The organism is Bradyrhizobium sp. 62 (assembly GCF_023073035.1).
GTDB lineage: Bacteria > Pseudomonadota > Alphaproteobacteria > Rhizobiales > Xanthobacteraceae > Bradyrhizobium.
This window is the reverse complement of sequence record NZ_JADPIT010000016.1, coordinates 34,439-54,390: the sequence shown is the minus strand read 5'-3', so window position 1 is coordinate 54,390 and position 19,952 is coordinate 34,439. Positions and strand designations below refer to the sequence as shown.

Annotated in this window: 21 protein-coding genes and 1 tRNA gene; 14 read left to right on the top strand and 8 right to left on the bottom strand. The window is 61.5% G+C overall.

Annotation, left to right across the window (positions count from 1 at the left end; genetic code table 11):
* Window positions 1-48 precede the first annotated feature (48 nt).
* The 3 genes from IVB47_RS19165 to IVB47_RS19155 all read right to left on the bottom strand — a co-directional run bounded on the left by IVB47_RS19165 (window position 49) and on the right by IVB47_RS19155 (window position 2,751).
* Window positions 49-363 (bottom strand): PilZ domain-containing protein, encoded by a 315-nt coding sequence (locus tag IVB47_RS19165; protein WP_247463329.1) that lies wholly within the window; start codon window positions 361-363, stop codon window positions 49-51.
* Complete coding sequence (locus IVB47_RS19160; RefSeq protein ID WP_247463327.1) at window positions 363-2,279, bottom strand: diguanylate cyclase; 1,917 nt, start codon at window positions 2,277-2,279, stop codon at window positions 363-365. The genes IVB47_RS19165 and IVB47_RS19160 overlap by 1 nt, the downstream gene beginning before the upstream one ends.
* 271 nt (window positions 2,280-2,550) lie before the next feature.
* Entirely contained in the window at window positions 2,551-2,751 is a 201-nt protein-coding gene (locus IVB47_RS19155; RefSeq protein ID WP_247463325.1) for a hypothetical protein, read from the bottom strand.
* A gap of 141 nt (window positions 2,752-2,892) precedes the next feature.
* On the opposite strand from IVB47_RS19155, the gene IVB47_RS19150 reads away from it, so the two are divergent.
* The 5 genes from IVB47_RS19150 (at window position 2,893) to IVB47_RS19130 (ending at window position 5,543) form a co-directional block, all read left to right on the top strand.
* Complete coding sequence (locus tag IVB47_RS19150) at window positions 2,893-3,069, top strand: ribbon-helix-helix protein, CopG family (RefSeq protein ID WP_247463323.1); 177 nt, start codon at window positions 2,893-2,895, stop codon at window positions 3,067-3,069.
* Between the two features lie 69 nt (window positions 3,070-3,138).
* The gene (locus IVB47_RS19145; RefSeq protein WP_247463321.1) at window positions 3,139-4,185 is read left to right on the top strand and encodes a helix-turn-helix domain-containing protein; all 1,047 of its coding nucleotides are present in this window, start codon (window positions 3,139-3,141) and stop codon (window positions 4,183-4,185) included.
* Window positions 4,186-4,685: 500 nt separating this feature from the next.
* Entirely contained in the window at window positions 4,686-4,883 is a 198-nt protein-coding gene (locus IVB47_RS19140; RefSeq protein WP_247463319.1) for a hypothetical protein, read from the top strand.
* Window positions 4,883-5,254 carry a hypothetical protein gene (locus IVB47_RS19135; protein ID WP_247463317.1) on the top strand — a complete coding sequence of 124 codons (372 nt, stop codon included), beginning with the start codon at window positions 4,883-4,885 and terminating at the stop codon, window positions 5,252-5,254. Before IVB47_RS19140 ends, IVB47_RS19135 begins: the two co-directional genes overlap by 1 nt.
* 13 nt (window positions 5,255-5,267) lie before the next feature.
* Complete coding sequence (locus IVB47_RS19130; protein WP_247463315.1) at window positions 5,268-5,543, top strand: hypothetical protein; 276 nt, start codon at window positions 5,268-5,270, stop codon at window positions 5,541-5,543.
* A gap of 317 nt (window positions 5,544-5,860) precedes the next feature.
* Here the strand turns inward: IVB47_RS19130 and IVB47_RS19125 are convergent, their stop codons facing one another.
* On the bottom strand, window positions 5,861-6,421 hold the full coding sequence (locus tag IVB47_RS19125; RefSeq protein WP_247463313.1) for a recombinase family protein: 561 nt from the start codon (window positions 6,419-6,421) through the stop codon (window positions 5,861-5,863).
* Window positions 6,422-6,647: 226 nt separating this feature from the next.
* Window positions 6,648-6,872: a hypothetical protein gene (locus IVB47_RS19120; protein WP_247463311.1), complete on the bottom strand. Its 225-nt coding sequence runs from the start codon at window positions 6,870-6,872 to the stop codon at window positions 6,648-6,650.
* Window positions 6,873-7,338: 466 nt separating this feature from the next.
* On the opposite strand from IVB47_RS19120, the gene IVB47_RS19115 reads away from it, so the two are divergent.
* Both IVB47_RS19115 and IVB47_RS19110 read left to right on the top strand, forming a co-directional pair.
* On the top strand, window positions 7,339-10,782 hold the full coding sequence (locus IVB47_RS19115) for a phage tail tape measure protein (RefSeq protein WP_247463308.1): 3,444 nt from the start codon (window positions 7,339-7,341) through the stop codon (window positions 10,780-10,782).
* Window positions 10,783-10,992: 210 nt separating this feature from the next.
* Entirely contained in the window at window positions 10,993-11,178 is a 186-nt protein-coding gene (locus tag IVB47_RS19110; RefSeq protein WP_247463307.1) for a hypothetical protein, read from the top strand.
* Between the two features lie 162 nt (window positions 11,179-11,340).
* Here IVB47_RS19110 and IVB47_RS19105 read toward each other — a convergent pair whose 3' ends face one another.
* Together IVB47_RS19105 and IVB47_RS19100 are read right to left on the bottom strand one after the other, a co-directional pair.
* Window positions 11,341-13,044 (bottom strand): hypothetical protein, encoded by a 1,704-nt coding sequence (locus IVB47_RS19105; protein WP_247463305.1) that lies wholly within the window; start codon window positions 13,042-13,044, stop codon window positions 11,341-11,343.
* Between the two features lie 94 nt (window positions 13,045-13,138).
* Window positions 13,139-13,213, bottom strand: a tRNA-Thr gene (locus tag IVB47_RS19100).
* A 315-nt stretch (window positions 13,214-13,528) separates the two neighbouring features.
* Here IVB47_RS19100 and IVB47_RS19095 point away from each other — a divergent pair.
* From IVB47_RS19095 to IVB47_RS19075, 5 genes are all read left to right on the top strand, one after another.
* The gene (locus IVB47_RS19095; RefSeq protein ID WP_247357728.1) at window positions 13,529-13,741 is read left to right on the top strand and encodes a hypothetical protein; all 213 of its coding nucleotides are present in this window, start codon (window positions 13,529-13,531) and stop codon (window positions 13,739-13,741) included.
* Between the two features lie 42 nt (window positions 13,742-13,783).
* Window positions 13,784-15,490: an FAD-dependent oxidoreductase gene (locus IVB47_RS19090; protein ID WP_247427353.1), complete on the top strand. Its 1,707-nt coding sequence runs from the start codon at window positions 13,784-13,786 to the stop codon at window positions 15,488-15,490.
* 126 nt (window positions 15,491-15,616) lie between these two features.
* Window positions 15,617-15,925, top strand: coding sequence for an EthD family reductase (locus tag IVB47_RS19085; protein ID WP_027565721.1), 309 nt, complete (start codon window positions 15,617-15,619; stop codon window positions 15,923-15,925).
* Between the two features lie 227 nt (window positions 15,926-16,152).
* Complete coding sequence (locus tag IVB47_RS19080; RefSeq protein WP_247357730.1) at window positions 16,153-16,662, top strand: hypothetical protein; 510 nt, start codon at window positions 16,153-16,155, stop codon at window positions 16,660-16,662.
* A gap of 20 nt (window positions 16,663-16,682) precedes the next feature.
* Entirely contained in the window at window positions 16,683-17,507 is an 825-nt protein-coding gene (locus IVB47_RS19075) for an alpha/beta hydrolase (RefSeq protein WP_247463303.1), read from the top strand.
* Between the two features lie 6 nt (window positions 17,508-17,513).
* Here IVB47_RS19075 and IVB47_RS19070 read toward each other — a convergent pair whose 3' ends face one another.
* A complete protein-coding gene (locus IVB47_RS19070; RefSeq protein ID WP_247463301.1) occupies window positions 17,514-18,167 on the bottom strand; it encodes a TetR/AcrR family transcriptional regulator in 654 nt (217 codons plus the stop codon).
* Window positions 18,168-18,249: 82 nt separating this feature from the next.
* On the opposite strand from IVB47_RS19070, the gene IVB47_RS19065 reads away from it, so the two are divergent.
* Window positions 18,250-19,188, top strand: a complete 939-nt coding sequence (locus IVB47_RS19065) for an SDR family oxidoreductase (RefSeq protein ID WP_247463299.1) — start codon at window positions 18,250-18,252, stop codon at window positions 19,186-19,188.
* A 26-nt stretch (window positions 19,189-19,214) separates the two neighbouring features.
* Window positions 19,215-19,874 carry an NAD-dependent epimerase/dehydratase family protein gene (locus IVB47_RS19060; protein ID WP_247463297.1) on the top strand — a complete coding sequence of 220 codons (660 nt, stop codon included), beginning with the start codon at window positions 19,215-19,217 and terminating at the stop codon, window positions 19,872-19,874.
* Window positions 19,875-19,952 lie beyond the last annotated feature (78 nt).

The window sequence follows — 19,952 nt, the reverse complement described above, 5'->3', positions numbered from 1 at the left end:
CGGAATCCAGGCTTTATGTGAAGCGACCAAGTCGCCATCCAGGTTTGGTCAGCGGGTGCCAGTAGGTTGGGCTTTCATCGGTCTTTTGTGGTCCTGTCTGATGAAGGTCACGCCGACTCCGCCGCCGTTTACCCACGCCAGTTCGCATCGGCGATAGACAAGGCCGGTGGACGAGAGCACCAGGAAAAACTCCTTCAAAAGCAGCCCCTCCACGGGGCCCTCAATGAAAAGCTTGGCTCCGACGTCAGATATATCTTTCAAGGTGCAAGCGCGCTGCCACGTTCCGTCGATCGCCATCATGCTCGCCGGAATGGCCCGCTCGAACTCAACTCGCCGCGCTCCTCGCTTGTCCGGCGCTCTCATCACGCGCCCTCCAGATCAGGCAGTGAGGGCACCAGCGACGGCATTTCCAGGCGCGAGGATACCAGCGAGGAGCCTGCGACCGAGCAGTCCCGGCCCTGTTCCTTTGCGTGGTACAAGGCGATGTCAGCGTCACGGGTTAGCGCCAACTCATCCGTGGTGGCGTCGCCCTTTTCGGCAACACCCACGCTTATCGTCACGTACTTTCGTGGCGAGCGCGGATGGTGGATCTGCAAACGAGCGACCAGCATCCGAATCGCGTTGGCCACCTTCACCGCCCTTTCCTCGTTCACGCCGGGCAGGATCACCGCGAACTCCTCACCGCCATACCGCGCCGACAATCCTCCCGTGTTTGCGGTGGCGCTTCCGATCACCTCGGCAATGCGCTGGAGGCAACCGTCCCCGGCTTGGTGGCCCAGTGCGTCGTTGAAGCCCTTGAACTGGTCGATGTCGATCAGGAGCACCGACAGCATGTCATGTTTTGCGTAAGCCTCCCGCAAGAAGGCATCGAAGCTGCGTCGGTTCGCAAGCCGAGTCAGACCGTCTGTCGTCGCGAGCTGCGCCAGTCTGAGGTTGGCTGACGACAGCTCGTCCTCGAGGCGTTTCTGCTTCGTGATGTCGCGAAGTGTTCCGACGATCTCCAGCTCGCCGCCAAACGACTGCTCGGCCAGCTTGAAATGAGCCTCCAGCCAAGCCATGGCCCCATCTCCTCGCTTGGTTCGGAACCGGACAGAGCTGGATGCGCTGGCGTGCTTCAGCTCTCGGCTGGCGGCCATGACCTTTTCGCGGTCGTCGTCATGGACCACGTCGAGACATGACCGGCCGAGGAAATCATTCTCCGTCATCCCGAGCACAGCCACCACCGAAGGTGACACGTAGCGGAGGTATCCCTTTCGGTCCATCACGATGACGATGTCGGCGATGTTGTCCGCCAACAAGCGCAGACGCGCCTCGCGCTCCCGCAGCGACCGTTCCAATCCGGTCCTGAAGCTGAATTGGCTCCTCAACAGCACCGCCATAGCAACGATGATCGCGACCAGCAGGACCGCTACGACCGCATCCGAGATGAGATCGGTCCGCCAGTTGGCCAGCACCTCGTTCTCGGATCGCGCCACCGTGACGACCACCGCGTATTCGGGATCCAGCTGGTATGCGATGTATTTGGTGAGACCATCGAACGGGGAGGTGATCTTGTAGGACCCGCTAGGGCTTTCGCTCATGCGCTTCTGGAACAGCGAGGTGTCGGCGATCTTTCGACCACTTTCCACCACCGGCCAACGAGCGAACATCATTCCATCGGTGGACAGGAGGCTGATGCCGCCTTGAGCGCCGACACCAAAGGACGAATAGAAATTGCTGAAGTAGTTGCAGTCGATCGCGGCGACCACAACACCTGCGAAGTCCCCGGTCGGAGTGCTGATCCGCTTCGACAGGATAATGGATGGTTGCCCGCTAGTCCTGGAGATGATCGGCCCGCTCACGAGCATCTTGGGGTTGGGATTGTCTCGATGGTGCGCGAAGTACGCTCGATCGGAGTTGTTGTAGTCCGGTAAACGCTCGAAGGACGAGTATCGCCAGTTGCCCTCGGCATTCAAAACGCCGATCTCGCGGATCTGCGGCAGAGATCGGGTCGTGGCGACCAGATGGGGATTGAACCGCTCAGCCAGCGGGCTCTGGTACTTCAGCAGGTCCGCCAATCCGGTCATGGCCACATCAGGCGCTTTGAGGGTAGTGGTCGCGTGCCGGGCCAGCGAACGGGCCAGGTTACTTAAATCCTCCTGTGCCCGGACCAAGGTGGCGTGACGGGCCACCGACGCCTTCCACGCAACGAGGCCAAGGACACTCGTCATCATGACGGCCAGGAAGGCGCCGACGACCAAGAGGGGCTTGCGGTGTATCGCCTGATGGAGTGATGCCATGACCGTGTCACCTGTTCGGGTGCATTCGATATGACGATCATCATTTTTAGCTTCAAAGCTGCTAACAACCTCGGCCGAGGTTGAGGCAAATGCAGGCTTTGGCTAGCAGGCCTTTGAGAACCCGAGCGGAATCCGGCAGTGCCGTGGTACTTCGGTAGTGCGTCACGGGCACGGCGGCACTCCGCCAGCCTTCAAATTCGCGGCCTGCGAGCCGGCCGCGTAGTTGAACGCCTCTGATGCGTGAGGGCAGTGCCCCGGCCAGCCTGTCTTCTCAGAAGCCGGAAGGACGGCCGCTCACCACCGAATGTCCGGTCGCGACTAGCTCAGGCTGCTGCACCAGCAACGCAGCGACCCCGACCAGCAGCAGCATCGAGGCGATCATGATGGCAATCCACTTCCTGTCATCCATGGAGACACCAATACAGGGCTCGATCGAGTTGACGCCATATCGTCGGCGGGGCGGATCAAACATTTGACTGCGTTCATGGTTTGTGCTAATCGCAACTTACATCGTTGATGATTTTTCGCAGAGGAAAGCCCCGCCAGTGGTGGCTTTTTTCGGTCCCGTCCGCGCCTCGGCATTCCTGCCGGGGCGTTTTGTTTTGGAGAAACCATGAACCGCCTTTTCTACGATCCCGATACCGCACGGCCATACGTCGGCTTCCGGTTGTCAGCGCACCAACTGGCTGCGCTGGATGAAGCACGCCTGAACCTACGTCAGGGCAGGTCGGAGTTCGTGAGGCAGGCCATCGAGGAGCGTCTGCAACGGCTTCGGGCCGCAGCCAAGTAGCCAAAGATAAGGCCCCACCGCGCCAACGCCGGGGCTTCATGAAGTTCAGCTCAGAAATCGAGTCAAACCTTGCCACAGATGCCCGAAGAAAATAACAAACCCGCCAGCGACAACACCCGTGTCATCAAGACGCCCGAGGGAGACGAGATTGAGATCACCTCCGGCCGCAAGCTTCAACAGATGAGGGCATTCGCACGCGACCCCGACATCTCGGATGCCCAATTCCGCGCGCTCGTTTGCATCGTCGATCGTCTGAACGAAGGCAAGGAAGGAACAGACCAGTCCCTTTGGGGTAGCGCCTACCCGACTCCCGAGACGCTCGCGAAGGACATCGCTAAGGACGAACGCGCTGCCAGGCGCATCGTGAAAGAGCTGAGGGACGGTCAGCGCGAGACCCGCTCGAAGAGCGGAGTGCGGAGCCTTGTGCCGTGCAAGGCGGTTCTGAAGGTAGAGAACCGCAAGACCCAAGATGGCCATGACGACTTCAACCTCATGCGGCTTAGGTCGTGGGGAGCGTTCGCCGTGGGTGATCGGAAACGCAATGTGGGCGGTGCCCCCTCGATTGCGGGGCGATCACCCGTCGACAAGGAACAGCAGGCAGGGGGCAGTCACCTGTCTGACGACGGCGGTCACCTGTCGAGGATAAACGGGTCACCTGTCGAGGATGAACAGGTCACCGCCCCCAACTCTTCTCAGTTACTCATCCCAGAGACCCAGCCCAAAGACCCACCCCAATCTGGGAGCGCTTCCGGCGCACTGGTTTTTGGCTCGATTGATGGGTCTGGGACCAAGCCGAAAGCCGCAAACGACAGCGAGTTTCAGCCAGCCGATTACAACTGGCCCGACGATTGGAAGGACCAGTTCTGGAAAGCCTTTCCGGTTCGAAAGAACGTGAAGGGCGCAGAGATAAAACTCATCTCACTCGCCAAGGCCGGTGTCCCGATGAGTCCCATCCTCGTCGCTGCACGCAGACACGGCAAAGAACTCGTTCGCAATGGGATTCTGAACACCGGATTCTGCAAGAACCCGGTGGCGTGGATGGACGACGAACCCTGGAAGGACAACCAAAAGCTTTTAGAGCTTAGGCTGAAATCGCAGAAGCGCACCGCAATCTGACGCCACCCTAATCCATCACGCTCGCCGAGATCGCCGCCGGTTCTCCGCCCCGGCGGACCGGAAGGTTCATGGGCATCCAGCAGGCTGGCATCCTGCTGGATGGGCCGGATTGGACACCGGCCGGTCGTCCTGCCCCCAGCGGGAGGAGCCCCTCACCCTTATTGGAACACTCCGACTCATTCAAAGCTGTCAGCGCGGCTCCGAGGGGCTTCCTACCTTGCAGGTTGACTTGCTCCAAAGCTGGGCTGCCGAGAACTCGCGCTGCCCATAAAGATGAGCCATTTCATTGCCTTACTCTGATTCGGGTAGAGTTACCCCTTGACAATACCCCACCCCCCGTGCTACCTTCACAGGCACACTAGCACTTTTACGCACGCCGCCCGGGCCAAGGTTCTAAGGCCGGTCAAGTCAAATCATCCAGGCCCCAAGCGGGGCCTTTATCGTATCTGCATCACAAGCCGCCCCGGATCACCGAGGCGGCTTTTCTATTGGAGCCTCCCATGAAGAGAAAACCTCTGTTCGGGGCGGACGAATTGGTCTGCTCGCCGATGACGCACGGCACGTTCCGGCTACCGAAAGTCCTCCTCGACAAGATCGATGCCGCAGCAGCCATCGACGATCCGTCCAGTCCGAACCGATCATCCGTCGTAAGGCGCGCCCTGATCTCGTACCTCGCCCGTCAGACAGAGGCCGCCTGATGGCCGACCTTGAAACATTTATCCTGGCGGAGTCACGCCGGCAGGGCTGCCAACCCGATCAGCGCGCTATCAGGCAAGCCGGCATCGATCTTGCTGGCGCCGTCTTGACTAGCCAAGGGTTGATCCACCTTCCCGGCCTCGGTGCGATCTCGGCATCCGATTTCACCCGCTCGCTTCGCGCTCGCATGCCTGAGGCCTTCACGACCACCGAAGATGAACCCCAGCGGCCAGTCGGCAACCTGACCTCAACGATGATGGCCGAGGTCGCAGCGAGCCGGAAGCAGGCCCGTATCACGGATGCTGATCTCGCTCGATTTACGGGCGTTACCCGCCAGCACATGGAAGAGCGCCGTCGCGCCGCCCAAAAGTAAGGAAAGCACCGATATGAAACGACCTGGAATCCTCGCTCGCCAGACGGCCGCACGGCTGACGGGGGAGCAATACGCCGTTGAAGACGGTGTCAGGGCCGCCCGTGGCGCGGCCTTGAACCTGTTCGATCTTCGCCGACGCAAGTCTGAGGCTGACCAGCGAGTGGCGGCAGCACGGGACCGACTGGAGTCGGTTGACGTGTTCGCGCTACGCGCCGAACTTGAGGCCGCACTTGCGGAGCAGGCCCGCATCGACGAGAAATTGGCCGAGTTGCAGCGCGCGAACGTCTGATGGCAGGGTAACATCGATGGATGGCGGCAACCGCTGCCCGCAAGAGAGCGCGACACGATGAGACGACTCGCAGGACTATCCTTCGCGTTGACCGTATGTGGCGCGCTCCCCGCCCTTGCAGCTTCCTACTGTCAGCCGACCGACGGTCGCGACCAGTTCGTCAAGATCGGCCGGGTCTGTCCAAGTGGATACATCTCCACTGGACGATGTTGCCAAGCGCTCCACTCCGACACGCCGCGGGCCTTTGCCCGCATTCCCGGTCGATCGTGTCCGACCGGGGCATTCGCCAGTAATGGCGATTACTGCGTGTCACTTCGCTAATCGGCGGATGCTGATCCTGTTTCCAGAGCACGGTAGACCGAGGCTCGGCCGATCTTGAGTTGCTTCGCGATAGCAGCTGGGCCGATGCCGGCTGCCTTCAGTTCTCGCACCTTCATCACGTCGATCGATGGCTTACGGCCCTTGTAGACGTTGTTCGCCTTGGCCTTGGCGATGCCCTCAAGCTGACGCTCTTTCCGGAGGTTGGTTTCGAACTCGGCAAACACGCCGAGCATGTCGAGGAAGGCCTTCCCGGCCGCCGTGCTGGTGTCGATCGGCTGCTCTGTCGCCTTGAGAGCGGCACCCTTTGCCTTGATCTCGCGGACGATGTCTTGGAGGTCACCGATCGACCGCGCGAGCCGGTCAACACGGGTCACGACAAGCACATCGCCCTTTCGCATGAAGTCGAGCACGGTCCGAAGCTCATCGCGCCCGGCAGTCGTGGTCCCGGAGCGCTTCTCGGTTCTGATGATCTCGCATCCAGCAGTCTGAAGCGCGGCCTCCTGGATGGTTACGTCCTGGTCGGTGGTGCTGACGCGAGCGTATCCGATTACGGTCATGGGTGCCTCTGCGTCTCACTTGCCTCTAGACAACGAGACAATGATGTCTCAGATATTCGGAGTCAACCCTATTGAGACGAATTTTCTGTCCCAGCCGACTGTCTCGCTACCGTATACCCATGCGAGACACTAACAGCTGCGACCCCGTAAATTTCACAGGGTGTGCCCAGCAAGCTGGCCAGCGGGCCGGTGTTGGCGCACCTGACCGCCGCCCTGCATCGCCCGCTTAGGCCGTGACGGCCTCACTTGCGCTCAGTACGCCAGCGTCACGGCACCAGCGCTCGACCGCTGTCAGGTCTCCGCCATCCATGACGTGGTTGCCATTCATCAGAGCGAAGCCGAAATCTAGGCTCTGCTGCTCTGACGGTCGCAGCTTGCTGATTGTCTGATGGTTGTCGTGGGCGCGCTCGAAGCGACGGCGGGCGGCGCTGAACGTGATGGTGCTGCTCATACAATGATCCTCTTTCGCCATGCCGGTGGCGGCAGTGGCGTTGTGCATGCTGATGCTGAAGGTCGTTGCGATGAGCACGGTCCCACAGATGCGGGGCGCACGGGTCGATAGCTCGACTTAGTTGTCATTGTACCCGACCAGAATGCGACCGGTCAAATAGTAGGCTGCCGGAGCAACACCACCATCGTCGTCCTCGCCCCTGCATCGAACGCGCAGAGGTCTCCCAGCGATCGAAAGCACTGGAGAGGTGAAGGCGAGAGTTTTTGCGCGGCATGGCCCGGCAGAGGCTGCCCTTCTCCGCTGTCGATTTCGTAAAAGACGAATTACCACGTCGTCCAGCACAACCCCACCCCGCCAAAAAACCTTGCGGGCACATTCGAAGCCAATTCTTCGGCGCAGTTCCTAAAAGACCATTTCCCCTGCGCTGCCCCATCCAACCAACATCAACTCTCCCCAAGAAAGACAAATGTCCGACAACAATCTCGACATCAGGGCACGCCTAACCGCAGTCAATGAACTGAGCCCGGTGCTCAGGCGGGTCCTCAACGACATCCAGAAGTTTGAAGGCGTCGCGAAGCGCGTCAACATTCAACTGTCCGGCATGGGCCGCGCCGGCATGTCCGCGCTTGACGGCTTCAACCGGTCGACGAAGGCGGCGGCAGACCAACTGAGAGGCCTGACTAACCTCACCCGCTCCGCTGCCCGCGACTACGCAGCCGATTGGAATCGCGCGAACGCTCAACGATTGAACGATGCGCGGCGGACGTATCAGGTGCTTGAACGACTCGAGGTCGGATATCAGCACCAGCTTGCGCGCCGCGCTGCCCTGGAAAGCAGAGCCGGTGCCGTTGATCGCGGTCGCTCAGCCGGACGCGGCTCACTCCCTCGTGGCATGTCGCCGACGACCGCCGTCATTGCTGGAGGTCTCTCATTTACCGCCGCAGCATCTGCGTTCAAGCAACGGATGATTGCGAATACGGCTGAGACCAAGATGCAGCTCTTCGGCAGCATGTCGGCAGCGGAAGTGAAGAAACTGCGGGGGGACTGGTCGGACCAGATCGCGATCAAGTTCGGCGAGTCCGCTTCCGTTGTCATCGACTCGTTCACCGAAAGCCTAAAGCAAGGCTTCGGACAGGACGCGGCGAAGCGGATAACCGAGGGCGCGATGGAATCGGCTGCCGCGCTCGAAATGGATATCAACCAGCTGATGAAGCTGGCCGGCAAAACCGCGACCTCCATCTACGGCGACGTGAAAAAAGCTGATCCTGCTCGCGTCATCAAGGCGATGAATGCGGTCGCGATTGCCGCTGCGGCTACGGCCGCAGACCCGAACGAGATCATCGAGGCGAACAAGCGAGCGATGTCTGCCCTCAGCACCACGCGAATGAAGGAGACCGAGCTTTCCGCGTTCACTTCGGTTGGCATCTCGGCAGGCCTTGCCCCCGGGAAAGCGGGTACTGCATTGAGCTATTTGACTTCCGAGTTCGCGAACGCCGGCAACGCCAGGGGGCAGCGCGCCGAGGATCTGAACCAGGCCGCGCAAATGCTCGGCTATGGCAACCGGCAGCAGATGGCACAGCGCATGGCCTCCGCGCCGACCGAGTTCATGCTCGACATGTTTTCCAAGATGCAAAGCATGACCGAGCAGAACCGCGCGAAGTTTGCGAACTTGGCAGGCCAGAGAGAATGGCGCGACGAGATCGCGCAAATGGCAAAAGCCGTTGATCAAGTCAGGGAGACGTTGAAAGAGATTGAACAGAAGAGCGACTCGGTATCCGCGTTCTCAGCGACGAAGTTGAACTCGCTGCAAAAACGTTGGGACCGGATTAAGACTATGTTCGGCCTCGCCTGGGAGCATTTAGGTTCAGGGCTTGAAGTCACCTTTGTAGAGGTGTCCGATTGGTTTGACAGACACTCAAGTCTCTTCACCTCTGGCCGGATCGCGGAGAAATCCCGCGAGTTCGTCGAGAAGCTGAAGAAGGCGTTCGGAATCGGCAGCGCCGATGAAGCTCTGAATAAGATCGTCGAGAAGCTGTCGAGTATCGACGTGGACCGAATTTTTGGCTTCGCCTCCGGCTTCGTCGGCGGTCTGGTCTCGGTCGCGGATTCTATGACCGCCATGCTGAAGAGCATCGCCAGCGTCATGGGCAAAGACAGCAACAACTCCGAAGTCCTGGGCAAGCTGTCAGGCCAGATCGTCGGTCTGTCCGTGGCCCTCGGAATGTTGGCTCCCGTGCTGACCGTCCTCGCTGGCTTCGCGGGCCTTATCAGCCGCATCGCAGGCTCGCTCGGTGGTCGTGCTCTCATCGGTGCCGGTGCTCGACTCGGACTCGGTCCTGTCTTTGGCCCCGCTCTCGGGTTGACCCTCGGGAACGAGATCGGCGTCTCGGACTCGGCGATCAAGCGGCCTGGAGAAACCACCACCCAGTGGCGCGAGCGGCAACAAAAACTCAGGGAGTTGCGCAGTTACAAGACGCCATCGGGAGCTGATCCCCTATTTCAACCGTCGAGCTTCACAGGGGCAACGGACCTCTCGGGCCGGCGCCGTTCTAAGGTGGATGACCTTGCAGATCAACTGAACAAGTTCGGCGCAAACGTCCAGCGCGCTGCCTTCATCAACAGCAGTCTCGGTGGTGGTTTTCAGCATGCCGCTATCGGCCCCGGTGGTGGGCTCGGTAGCTCGGGTGTCGGAACTCGCAGCTTCACGCGTATCCCGAACCTGATGAAGAGCGTGCCCGGTCTGACGCTGCCCTCGTTCAACGCGGGCAACATCATCAGACGCGACAAGATTCCGTCGTTCGGCGGTGGCACTGATAGCATCAATCGGTCCGCCTTCGAACGGAAATTCGCCGGCACCGCGCTCGCTGGCAAGTACGACCAAGTCGTGGCCGCTGCCAAAGCGAATGGCATTCCGCCCGCGCTGCTCGCTGGCGTTATCGCGCACGAAACCGGAAACGGTCGGAACCTTCGTTACAACAACGTCGCTGGACTCATGAACCCAGAGACCGGCTCGCGAACCAAGCTGGCATTTTCCGATCTCGACTCTGGCATCGATGCTGCTGGGCGTACCGTCGCGAAGAACTATCGGGCCGCCGGTGGCGACCTCGGCAAGATGGGGCAGCGCTATGCTCCCGTTGGAGCAGCGAATGATCCTCATGGCCAGAACGGAGGATGGGTTGACGGCGTACGCAAGCAAACGAACGCGCTGTCTGATGATATCGGCAGCGCCGGCAGCGGTGATGCTCTTGCTTGGGCTCAACGGTACCAGGGCATGAGCGAGAACGTCCCGAGCGAATCGCGTGTCTTGGCCGCTGCTCTCGGTGGCGATGTACGCGGTCGTAGCAACGCGTGGTGTTCTCGTTTCGTCAACCGTGCGCTTGCAGCGGCTGGCGGCAAAGGCACCGGCTCCAATGTGGCGAACAGCTATCAGCATTGGGGAAGCAAGATCGATCCATCACAGGCACAGAGGAACGACGTCGTGCTGATGACGAACGGTCGCGGCGACAATCAACCAGGCGGTCACGTCGGCATTGCGACCGGTGAAACGCGCATGGTGAATGGTAGGGTACAGGTTCGCATGCTTGCCGGAAACGATTCCGACCGGGTGCAATATCATTGGGTTGACGCTGGTCCGAACACGCAAGTTCGCCGGGGCAATGTTGGCGTCAAAGTGCCTCAGGGCATCACCTCGCAAGTCCCGCCTGCGAGCGTGATCCAGAATGTCCCGCCCCCGGTATCTCCGGGCGGTGGTACTGGTGCCGGCGCGGGCGATGTTCGCTCTATGGGACCAATCGCGATCCACATCAACGGTTCGTCTCACGATCCGGAGGCACTGGCCACGCTGGTGCAGCGCCGGATCGACGAGTCGATGAACTGGCGCGCTCACGACACCGTGAGCGAGTATACCTAAGCTGAGCCTAGCCCCAATTTGCATTCCTGCAAAAGTGCAAGTTGGGGCGACTCGCCCGCCCAAAATGCAAATGGTCGTCTCTTTTTTCTGAGAAGGTCGATCAACTTGCGCCAGCGTCTGCGTCAGATGGTCACAACATTTGAATGCATCGCAATGCAAGTGCAGCTCAATCACAATGTGACCACCGCTGATTAACCAAGTGAGGATACAATGGAGCAGATGCCGGAATTTGTTGTTACGCGAAAGCACGTCGATCAGGTCGAAGCCATTTGCCCTTACTGTTCGGTGTTCGGGGGGCGCGGCGAAGCAGAAGCCAGAGACGCTGCTGAGGCATTGATGGCCATGCTCGACCTAACGACCGCGATCGACATTAGCGAACCACAGCGCGGTGCTTGATGATGCGGGTGATTGCGAATGATCAGAACATGAGGGTCGCCGATATCGCCGTCGCGAATGTGTTGCTTGCATCGCTCGACCCCAGGAGGGGAGACGCGCAGATATCTCATCCGGAAATCTGCCGTCGAACCGGTCTGAGTCTCGGCACGGTGCGAGGCGCGCTTAGGCGCCTCGCTGCGGGCGGCTACTTCGCGGTGAACGAACCTTCTGGGAAGGAATTGCATTACGGCGATCACTCGCGGCGGTATCGACCGCGATGCGCGGAATAGCGGCTATCACGCGGGCCATAGCCAGCATTGTAACGTCGCCATAGTCTTCGCCGGCGGTTCGCGGCGCGTGCCCCTGGATGGCATCGACGACCCGGTGATCCAGGCCTAGGTTTCGGGCGATCGTCTTGAGGCGGTGTCGCCAACCATGATTAGGTTGGACGCGCTTGTCGGTGACGACCGTTCGAACAAAATCTACAACGCGCTTGTAGCTGCCCTTTGCGAACAAGGGGCCATCATCAGAAGCTTCAACGAAGCGAAGCAAGCCCAAATCGATGAGGTGCTGATGAACTGGCACTAGCCGATACAAGCCGGATTTGATGCTTCCGGCAGCCGGGTTGAAATCGAAGACACGATGTTGGGAGTCCTTGCGGATGTCCTCTTTGCGAAGTTGCAACGCCTCAGCAATCCGGCAGCCGGTGTAAGCCGCGATGAGCGGGCCCCATCGCTTGGCGGCAGCGGTCTTGGTATCCTCTTTCGGCTTCCGCACATATCCCAGGCAAGCAGCGAAGATCGCGATGGCTTCCGCATCCGTGAAGCCTTTAGATCGGGTCCGTATCTTCTTTTCGGCTTTGACTTTGATTGCGTCCGCTGGATTTTTTGTCAGCTTTCGATTGTCAACCCCCCACCCAAACACAGACTTTATTCCGGGTACATCGCCGTCCTTTAATGTCTTGGCGCTCACCACCTTGAGGCGGGCATTCTTGAACGCAAGCATATCGTCTTCGGAAACGCGGCCGGCATCGTCGTGTCCGAGGTGCTTAATCAGCCTATCGATTGCGCCCCGGTAAGTGTCGTGGGTGCTCTGAGAGCGGCCGGTGACTTTGGCTTCGTTCCACCACAAGTCAAATAGGCCGCTGATCGTCTGCTTCTGTTTGGCCACCGCGACGGTTTCGATCGGCGGGAAGCGCTGCGCCAAAGGATCAGGCCGGTAGTCACCTTCGGCATTTCGGCGAAGTTGCCAAGCCGCATCTATCGATGCAGCTGCAACCAGCTTTAGGAAGTGCTTCCGTTGATCGGAAGAAAGATGCACGCGATGTCGGATCAAAGCCCAATCCGCCAACAGACCGAAGCGACTCTCTAGTCCATCATGCTGACCTGCCGGCAACGCATTAATCGATTCCGTCAAATCGCCAGTGCCAAATATAACTAAGCCGGCTTCTCGATCATCAACCCTCAGCGTAGCTGGTGGCGCATCGTGTATGCGGCCTTCATAGATGGCCCGTGAAAGTCCTTTGTGCCACGCCCATCGTCCCGGCTCTCCTGGATTGTCTTCATGGACCCAGACATAGGTGTGATAGACGGCGCCGGCTAAGGCGACCATCTCGCGATGAGAAAGCTTGATTGGTGCGGCTGCGGTTAGATCGAACAGACGCTGCAAATGCTCCAGAGCGTCAGCGTGACGTGCGGCGGCAATCGTTTCATCGGTGGTCTCAAGGCTGAACGCAACGTCGGTGCCGATCGTCACGACTTTGATGCAGGCCGGTTCAGTCCGACGTGACAGATGCAGCAAAATCCTCTTACCGCGTAGCTGATCAACCAGTTTGGTCGGGACGCGACAACGAAATTGAGGAACGGTGGAAGCGGCGCGCTTGTCCATACGAAGTTTTAGGGAAACCATTGGTCTGTGTGGCACTCTTGTGTGGCACTCAGGACCGAATTTCCAATAAAATCAATGCATCCAATGGGATGACTGGTGCTGCCAGACAGGATTGAACTGTCGACCTCTCCATTACCAATGGAGTGCTCTACCACTGAGCTACGGCAGCATGTGCTGGGGTAAGAATCGGCCGCCACGAGGGGCCTACCAAGCGGGCCGATATCTGCCACAAGCCCCCCTCCTGTGCAAGCTTGCTAGCTCCGCCAAAGCGATAAAATCGGGTCGATATCGGGGCCAAAGTGCCTGTTTTGGCCCGAAATGGCCGACTTTCCGCGGGTTCGGTTCCGATATCCCCACCCAACTGGCCAGTTGCCCGACGCGCCGGGTTCGATCCATTTCGATTTTCGCACGATCAGATCGCGCGGGCCTCTTGAGCTGCCTTATTCCTCGGGCATGTTATCGCCGATCGCTGTAATGGACCCCGATGGCTGACGAGAACGACAAGAGCGAGCGACAGGATTCGAGACAGGACTCGCGGCAGGCGAGGGCGTCCCGCGACGACCGGCTGAAATCGGCGCTGCGCGAAAACCTGAAGCGGCGGAAGGTGCAGGCGCGCGAACGCGCCACAAGTGCCGACCCCTCGCAGAATGAAGATGGTTCCCTAGATGAGGGGACCGCCGACAAGACCGGCGGCTAGAATCCGACGGCTGGAATTTCTTTGGAGAGCATGGACGTGGCAATGGGGCAGGACGAATCGCAACGACCCGAGAGTGACGCGCAGATGTCGCGGTTCACCCGCCCTGAACAGACCTTTCCGACGCTGACATCGGCCGAGATCGAGCGGATGAGGCATTTCGGCGAGGTCCGCAACTATGCCGATGGGGAATTCCTGTTCGAGACCGGCAAGCCGGGGCCCGGCATGTTCGTCGTGCTGAAGGGCCACGTCGCCATCACCCAGCGCGACGGCCTTGGCCATGTGACCCCGTTGATCGACCAGGGGCCGGGGCAATTTTTGGCCGAGCTGAGCCAGCTCTCCGGACGGCCGGCGCTGGTCGACGGTCGCGCCGAAGGCGATGTCGAGACGCTGCTGTTGCCGCCGGAGCGGCTGCGCGCGCTGCTGGTCGCCGAGGCCGAGCTCGGCGAGCGCATCATGCGCGCGCTGATCCTGCGCCGGGTCAATCTGCTCCAGGGCGGCGTCGGCGGCGTCGTGCTGATCGGTCCGTCGCATTCGGCAGGCGTGGTGCGGTTGCAGGGCTTCCTCACCCGCAACGGCCAGCCGCATCATCTGCTCGATCCCGCGCGCGATCGCGACGCCGCCGACGTCATCGCGCGTTATTCGCCCAAGCCGGACGACTGGCCGCTGGTCGTCACTCCCGACGGTGCGGTGCTGCGCAATCCCGGCGAAACCGAGCTTGCGCGCGCGATCGGCATGATCGGCGGCCCGCGCAACGACCGCATCTACGACGTCGCGATCGTCGGCTCCGGGCCGGCTGGACTCGCCACCGCCGTCTATGCCGCGTCCGAAGGCCTATCGGTCGCCGTGCTCGACACCCGCGCCTTCGGCGGCCAGGCCGGAGCCAGCGCGCGCATCGAAAACTATCTCGGCTTTCCGACCGGAATTTCCGGCCAGGCCCTGACCGCACGCGCCTTCAACCAGGCACAAAAGTTCGGCGCGGAGATCATGATCCCGGTGACGGTGAAGTCGCTCGACTGCACGCGCAAGGATGGCGCATTTTCGGTGGCGCTCGATGGCTGCGACCCCCTGCATTCGCGCGCGGTGGTGGTCGCCAGCGGCGCGCGCTATCGCCGGCCCGAGATCGAGAACCTCGACAAGTTCGAGGGCCGCGGCGTCTGGTATTGGGCCTCGCCGGTCGAGGCGAAGCTGTGCGCCGGCGAGGAGGTGGCGCTGGTCGGTGCCGGCAACTCGGCGGGGCAGGCCGCCGTGTTCCTCTCGGGGCACGCCAAAAAAGTGCTGATGATCATCCGCGGCGGCGGTCTCGGCGCCAGCATGTCGCGCTATCTCATCGAGCGCATCGAAGCCACGCCGAACATCGAACTGATGTTCAACACCGAGATCACGGCGCTCGAAGGCGACGAGGCCTCGCTGCTGCGGCGTATCCGCTGGAAAAGCCGGCTGTCGGCCGACGAGGACTTCGCCGACATCCGCAATCTCTTCCTGTTCGTCGGCGCCGATCCCGCCACCAATTGGCTCGACGGCTGCGGCGTGACGCTCGATCGCGGCGGCTTCGTCGTCACCGGCGCGCAGTCCGAGCAGAACCAGGGCCGGCTGGTTGCACCGCTGGAGACGTCGGTGCCCGGCGTCTACGCGGTCGGCGATGTCCGCTCCGGCTCGGTCAAGCGCGTCGGCGGTGCCATCGGCGAGGGCGCGCAGGTCGTGGCCTCCCTGCACGGCTATCTCGGCGACGCCGCAAAGCCGGCGCTTTAGTCAAGTAGAAGACACGCAGATGGCAAGGCGAATGTGACTTGCCATCCCGACGTGTCCCACGGACTATCCCCTCGTCGCGAGGCCAAACGCCCGTGGAAGAACAAAGACTCAAATGGGAGGAACTAAATGGCTGAAATCGTCGTGCTGTATAAAACGCCCACGGATGCTGCGGCCTTCGACAAGTATTATGCCGAGACCCACATTCCGCTTGCCAAGAAACTTCCCGGCCTGAAGAAGTACGCCATCAGCAAGGGGCCGGTCGGCTCCCCCGCCGGACCGTCCGGAATCCATCTGGTCGCCATTCTCACCTTCGACAGCGCGGCCGACATCCAGGCGGCATTCGGCAGCCCGGAAGGCAAGGCGACCGGCGCTGACGTGCCGAAATTCGCCAGCGGCGGCGCCGACCTGCTGATCTTCGACACCAAGGAAGTGTGAGACGTGTGCAGGGGCGCTCGCACCTCGCGAGCGCCCCTGCCTATTCGATTCAACTTCGTTGAAAGCCTGCCGTCGTTTACAGCGATGCAAATAATTCAGCCATGCGTTTTCGATTCGCACGATGACGCATGGCTGCGCACGCATGTGTGACGTCAGCGCGTGTGGCAATCTGATGAGGGCCGTAATATCAATCTCCCGAACTTGATGCAGAGAATAGGAGAGATGTCATGGTTCTTGGGTTGAGCTTGCCCGCCTTCACGCTGGTCCATGTCGTCATCAGCCTGATCGGCATCGCCGCCGGCCTCGTCGTGATGTTCGGCCTGCTCGGCTCGAAGCCGATGCCGGGCCTCACCGCGATTTTCTTAGCGTTCACGATCCTCACCAGCGCCACCGGCTTCCTGTTTCCGTTCAAGGAGCTGCTGCCGTCGCACATCATCGGGATCATCTCGCTGGTCCTGCTCGCGATCGCCTGCATCGCGCTCTACGGCATGAAGCTCGCTGGCGTCTGGCGTCCGGTCTACATCGTGACGGCGATGATCTCGCTGTATTTCAACGTCTTCGTGCTGGTGATCCAGTCGTTCCTGAAGGTGCCGGCGCTTGCCGCGCTCGCGCCCGCCGTGGCCCCGGCGCCGCCCGGAGGCCCGGTGTTCGCCGTGGTGCAGGGCCTCGTGCTGGTGTTCTTCGTGGTGCTCACCATCGGTGCCTGGCGCCGCTTCAAGCCGATGGCGTTCGCCTGATCATTCAAAGGAGCCTAGTAATGCCCACCATCACCACCAAGGACGGCGTCGAGATCTTCTACAAGGACTGGGGCTCGGGCCAGCCGATCGTGTTCAGCCACGGATGGCCGCTGTCGGCAGACGACTGGGACGCGCAGATGATGTTCTTCGTCACGCGGGGCTATCGCGTCGTCGCGCATGACCGTCGCGGCCATGGCCGTTCGTCGCAGGTCGCCGACGGCCACGACATGGATCATTATGCCGATGATCTCGCGGCCGTGACGGCGCATCTCGACCTGAAGAAAGCGATCCATGTCGGCCACTCCACCGGCGGCGGCGAAGTGGTGCATTACATCGCGCGCCATGGCGAGAACCGGGTGGCGAAGGCCGCGATCCTGTCCGCGGTGCCGCCGCTGATGCTGAAGACGGACGCGAATCCCGGCGGCCTGCCGAAGAGCGTGTTCGACGATTTCCAGGTACAGCTCGCTGCCGGCCGCGCCAGCTTCTACCGCGACATCGCGGCCGGCCCCTTCTATGGCTACAATCGTCCCGGCGCAAAGCCGTCGGAAGCGGTGATCCAGAACTGGTGGCGCCAGGGCATGATGGGCGGCGCGAAGGCCCATTACGACGGCATCGTCGCGTTTTCGCAAACCGACTTCACCGAGGATCTGAAGAAGATCAATGTGCCTGTGCTGGTAATGCACGGCGACGACGACCAGATCGTGCCTTACGCCGACTCCGCACCGCTGTCGGCCAAGCTCTTGAAGAACGGCACGCTGAAGACCTACAAGGGTTTCCCGCACGGCATGCCGACAACGCACGCCGAGACCATCAACGCGGACCTGCTGGCGTTCTTCAGGGAGTGAGCGGCCTCATTCCAATATCGCCCTGATTGCGTCGAAGGTGCGCTTGACGAAAGCTTCCGGCTTCTCCCGCGCTCCTCCGCCGATCCAGCTCTCGCCGCCGACGCGCATCGCGCCGGTGGCGATCATGGCGACGAGGCGTGCCTTCAGCTGGTCCGATTTGGTTCTGGCGCGCCGGGCGAGCCCTTCGGCCAGCGCCCGCTCGAGCTTCTCGTATTTGAGTTGGTCGCGCGCCCGAAGCGCGGGATTGTCGCGCTTGAGCCGCGACATGGCCGCAGCTTCGGCCGGATCGATCCGCTTGAGCGCCGCCGCGATCGCGTTCTCCGCCGCGGTCAGCATGGTTTCGCCCGCCGGTCGCGCCACGACCTCCGCGACCAGCGCGGCGGCAGCGCCTTCCTGCCAGGCCGCGACGACGTCCTCCTTCGAGGCGAAATAATGGAAGAAGCTGCGTCGCGACACGTCCGCCGCGGCCGCGATATCGTCAATGGTCGTGGCCTCGAAGCCGCGCTCCAGGAAGAGTGCCATCGCCCCGCGGGTCAACCGCTCGCGGGTCGCCTGCAGCTTGCGCTGGCGCAGGCCGGTGCCAGCGGCGGATTTTGCTCCTACCGGCAATGGCTTGGTGCGCTTGTTGACCGATTTCCCGGCGAGCTTCGAAAGCTTCAAATCATTTCACCACTTGCAAAGTTGCACCCAGTGCACATTTAGACCCGTCGCGGGCCTTTTCCCAGCCCGACGGAGCTATGGCATGACCGATTGGACCACGGCAGACATCCCCTCCCTCAGCGGCAAGACTGCCGTCGTGACCGGAGCGACGGGCGGCCTCGGCTACGAGACGGCGATGGCGCTGGCGGGCGCCGGTGCCATTGTCATACTCACGGGGCGCAACGACGCAAAGGGCCTGCGCGCGATCGATGGCATTTGCGAGCGCTTTCCCAATGCGCTGATCGCCTACGAGCATCTCGACCTCGCCAGTCTAACCTCCGTTGCCGATTTCGCCAGGCGCTTCGCGGCCGGCAATGAACAGCTCGACCTGCTTGTCAACAATGCCGGCGTGATGGCGCTGCCGAAGCGGCAGCAGACGGCGGATGGTTTCGAGATGCAGCTCGGCACCAACTATCTCGGTCATTACGCGCTGACGGCGCAGCTGTTGCCGCAGCTTCGCCGGGCGAAGGCGGCTCGGGTGGTCAACCTCTCGAGCCTTGCGCACCGCTCCGGTTCGATCAATTTCGACGATCTGCAGGCTAGGCATTCCTATCGTCCGTGGCGGGCTTATTGTCAGTCCAAGCTGGCGATGCTGATGTTTTCGCTGGAGTTGCAGCGCCGCAGCCTCGCCGCAGGCTGGGGTCTGACGAGCCTTGCCGCACATCCCGGCTACGCGCGGACCGATCTGATTTGGAACGGGCCGGGCACCAGCAGTTTGCAGTCGCGTGTGAGCCGGTGGCTGCAGCCCTTCATTAGCCAATCTGCAGCGCAAGGCGCGCTGCCCACCTTGTTGGCGGCGACCTCGCCGGCCGCGGAGCCCGGCGGCTATTACGGCCCGAACGGGTTCTACGAATTGAAAGGGCCACCGCGTCCGGCGAAGATCATGCCGAAGGCAAAGGATTTCGCCTCGGCAGCCATGCTGTGGGATGTCTCGGCGACTTTGACCGGTGTATCCTTCGACGAGATCGCGGCCGCCGCATGAGCCGCGGGCCTGTCGGGGAGGTCCCGATGCAGATCATCATCTTCGGCGCGACCGGCATGGTCGGGCAGGGCGTCTTGCGCGAATGCCTGGTCGATGCCGGCATCGGCCGCGTGCTCGTGGTCGGCCGCAGCCCGACCGGCGTGCGCAACGCCAAGCTCACCGAGATCACGCACGGCGATTTCATGGACTACTCGGGGATCGAAACGCAGCTCACCGGCTTCGACGGATGCTTCTTCTGCCTCGGCGTCTCCTCGATCGGCATGAGCGAGGAGCGCTACCGTCAAATCACCTATGACCTCACGCTCGCAGCGGCGACCGTGCTGGCCCGGCTCAATCCCCAGATGACATTCGTCTATGTCACGGGCGCCGGCACCGATTCCACCGAGCGGGGTTCGCGAATGTGGGCGCGGATCAAGGGCAAGACCGAGAACGATCTGCTCAAGCTTCCGTTCAAGGCGGCCTACATGTTCCGGCCCGGTGCGATCCAACCGCTCCACGGTGCCCGCTCCAAGACCGCGTGGGTGCAGGCCGTGTATGCGGCAACCTGGCCACTGTGGTCGGTGCTGCGCCGGCTCTCGCCGCGGCTCGTCACCTCGACCGAGCAGATCGGCCGCGCCATGATCCGGGTTGCGCGGGAGGGGTATCCGCGAAAGGTGCTGGAGATGGAGGATATCAATAGCCTCTAGTCCGGTGGGGCGTTAGTTCTAGGGAAATTTCGCCGGCCGCCCGCGTTGAGCCCCGTCCGCCCGAAGCAGAAAGCGCCG